The following is a 2,861-nucleotide window of genomic DNA, read 5'->3' as shown; positions in this document are numbered from 1 at the left end:
TCAACAGCAGGTGCCGCACACCATGCTCCGCCACCAGATGCCGAGCCAACAGACCACCCAGCGTGCCCGTACCACCCGTGATCAACACCGTGCCGGCCGGATCGAGCGGCTTGGGGATCCGCAGCGCCAGTTTGCCGACGTGCTTCGCCTGGCTCATGACGCGGAACGCTTCCGGGGCCTGCCGGATGTCCCGGACGGCGGTGGGCAGTGGGGTGAACACGCCCCGCTCGAAGAGGTCCATCACTTCGGTCAGCATCCGGCCGATGTGCTGTGTGCCGGCCTCGACGAGGTCGAAGGCCCGGTACGCGACTCCGGGGTGGTCCCCGGCGACCTTTTCGGGGTGGCGGACATCGTTCTTGCCCATCTCTATGAAGCGGCCGCCGCGCGGCAGCAGGCGCAGCGATGCCTCGACGAACTCCCCCGTCAACGCATCCAGCACCACATCGACGCCGGCGCCCTGCGTGACCTGCATGAACTGCTGCTCGAACGCCAGCGTCCGCGAGGACGCCAGTTCCGGTCCCGAGACCCCCAGCCGACGTACCGCCTCCCACTTGGTGGGGCCGGCCGTGGCGAAGACGCGAGCTCCCAGGTGGCGCGCCACCTGCACGGCCGCCATGCCCACGCCGCCGGCGGCGGCGTGCACCAGAACCGACTCGCCGGCGCTCAGTCCCGCCAGTTCCTTCAGCGCGTACCAAGCGGTCAGGAAGGCCACGGGCACTGTTGCCGCGCGCTCGTACGACCAGCCCTGCGGGATCGCGGCGACCAGTGGTCGCTCTGCCACGGCCACCGGGCCGAGCTGTCCGGAGAACATCCCCAGCACCCGGTCGCCCGGGGCGAGGTCGTGCACGCCCGGGCCGACCTCCAGCACCACTCCGGCGCCTTCTGCCCCCATCGGGACGGCGTCGGGGTACATGCCGAGCCCGATGAGCACGTCACGGAAGTTGAGGCCCACGGCCCGGACCCCGATGCGTACCTCGCCCGCTGCCAGCGGACGCCACGCCTCCGGGTTCTCCCGCAGCGCCAGGTTCTCCAGAGTGCCGGTCGCGGTCACGTCCAACCGCCAGGCGTCACCGTCCGGCAGGCTCAGCCCGTCCCCGCCCGCTCGCGCCAGCCGCGGTACGAGCACGGCACCGTTCCGGACGGCGAGCTGCGGCTCACCCGCCTCGAGCACCTGCGGAAGCACGCCGAGCAGGGCCTCCGTGGCCGTACGGGCCTCAGCTCTGGTACGGGAATCCGCGTCGGTACGGGCTTCACCATCGGCGTCCACCAGCACGATGCGGTCCGGGTGCTCCGACTGCGCCGAGCGCACAAGCCCCCACGCCGCCGAGGCCACCAGGCTGTCGACCTGGTCCTCCGGCAGCGCACCGACCGCTCCTCGGGTGACCAGCACCAGCCGGGCACCGGCGAACCGCTCGTCCGCCAACCACTCCTGGATCAGCTCCAGGACGGAGGCCGCCGTGGCCCGTACGGTCTCGGCGGCGAGCTCCGCGGCGGGCTCCGCGCCGATCTCGACGAGCACCGCGTCGACCGGTGCCTCGCCGGAGTCGATGGCTTCGCGCAGCGCGGCGAGATCGGCGTAACCGCGGAAGGGCCGGCCGCCGACGGAGGACGACGCCATGGTGTCGGCCGCGCCGAGCACCGCCCAGGTACGCGTCGGACCGACGGCCACCGGACGCGGTGCGGGTGCAAGCCATTCGACGGCGTACAGCGAGCTGTTGCGGTGGGCCGCCACGTCGAAGCGCACCGTCGAGGCCGGACGCGACACCAGGGACTCCACCGACGCCACGGGGGCTCCGGTGCCGTCAGCGATGGTCAGCGCCAGACCTTCCCGGCCGACTCTCGACAGCCGTACCCGCAACGCCCTGGCGCCGATGGCGGCGAGTGACACACCGCTCCAGGCGAAGGGCAATCTGCCCACCTCGGTGCCGGTGCCATCGGCGCGTTCCAGGCCGACCGCGATGACTGCTTGTAGGGCGGCGTCCAGCAGCGCCGGGTGCAGACCGAACTCCTCGACGGACTGGTCCGACGGCAGCCGCACTTCGGCGAACACCTCGTCGGCCTGTCGCCACGCCTTCCGCAGACCTTGGAACACCGGCCCGTAGCTGAAGCCGTGGTCGGCGAAGCGCTCGTAGATGTCGGTGAGTTCGACGGGTGTGGTGTTGGCCGGGGGCCACACCTCAAGCCCGGTGGGTGCCGGCGGTGCGCCACCTTGGGCCAGTACTCCCGTGGCGTGCCGTGTCCATGGCGCGTCAGTGTCCTCGTCGGGCCGGGAGTGCAGGACCAGGGTCCGGCGACCCGACGCGTCCTCGGGCTCGACGCTGACCTGAAGCTGCACTCCGCCGGTTTCGGGCAGGGTGAGCGGGGTTTCGAGGGTGAGCTCCTCGACGACATCGCAACCCAGCTGGTGGCCGGTGTGGAGGGCGATCTCGATGTAGGCGGTGCCGGGCAGCAGGACGGTCCCGCGTACGGCGTGGTCGGCGAGCCAAGGGTGGGTGGACAGCGACAGCCGTCCGGTGAGGACGACCTGGTGCGAGTCAGCCAACGTCACAGCCGCACCCAGCAGCGGGTGCCCGGCCGAGCCCAGACCCAGGCCCCGCACATCACCAGGACGCCGGGCGTCCGGCTTCGGCCAGTACCGCTGTCGTTGGAAGGCGTAGGTCGGCAGGTCAACGCGCTGCGGCTGATACGGAGCCAGCAGCTTCTCCCACGCGACCGGAAGACCCTGAACATGCGCCTGCCCGAACGCGGTCAGCAGCTGGGCCATATCGCCGTGATCGCGACGCAGGGTGCCCAACGCGGCACCCGATACGCCCGCGCCCTCAAGCGTCTGCTCGATGCCCATGGTCAGGACCGGGTGAGCG

General features: G+C 71.5%; 1 protein-coding gene. It reads right to left on the bottom strand.

From position 1 onward, the window contains the following. A partial coding sequence (locus AB0D04_RS42505; RefSeq protein WP_362712841.1) for a polyketide synthase dehydratase domain-containing protein occupies positions 1 to 2,764 on the bottom strand: 2,764 nt, incomplete at its 3' end. Positions 2,765 to 2,861 lie beyond the last annotated feature (97 nt).

The sequence above is a fragment of the Streptomyces sp. NPDC048483 genome (genome assembly GCF_040651455.1).
Lineage (GTDB): Bacteria > Actinomycetota > Actinomycetes > Streptomycetales > Streptomycetaceae > Streptomyces.
Note: the sequence above shows the minus strand (reverse complement) of the source record. Positions and strands in the feature narration are given on the sequence as shown.